The organism is Campylobacter sp. 2018MI13, assembly GCF_018501135.1.
Taxonomy (GTDB): domain Bacteria; phylum Campylobacterota; class Campylobacteria; order Campylobacterales; family Campylobacteraceae; genus Campylobacter_E.
Genome location: NZ_JAHCZC010000373.1, coordinates 1 through 208, shown reverse-complemented (window position 1 = coordinate 208; position 208 = coordinate 1). Strand labels below are relative to the sequence as shown.

Below are 208 nucleotides of genomic sequence, written 5' to 3'. Positions count from 1 at the left end.
TCCATAGCTTTCCATTGCACTATGCTCTAATTCATTTGCACCTAGTGGAGCATTATCTCCAGCTTCACCTATCTTATCACGGCGTAATTTTCTAATCATACTATCAAGTGGGATTTTTACAGGGCAACCTTCAGAGCAACGACCACATAAAGAGCATAAGCTTAAAATATCTCCATGCTCTTTCATACCGAATAATTGCGGAGATATA

At 38.9% G+C, this 208-nt stretch carries 1 pseudogene; it reads right to left on the bottom strand.

The features are described from left to right. Positions 1–208, bottom strand: a pseudogene (locus tag KJQ99_RS10460) (LutB/LldF family L-lactate oxidation iron-sulfur protein); the annotation flags it as partial.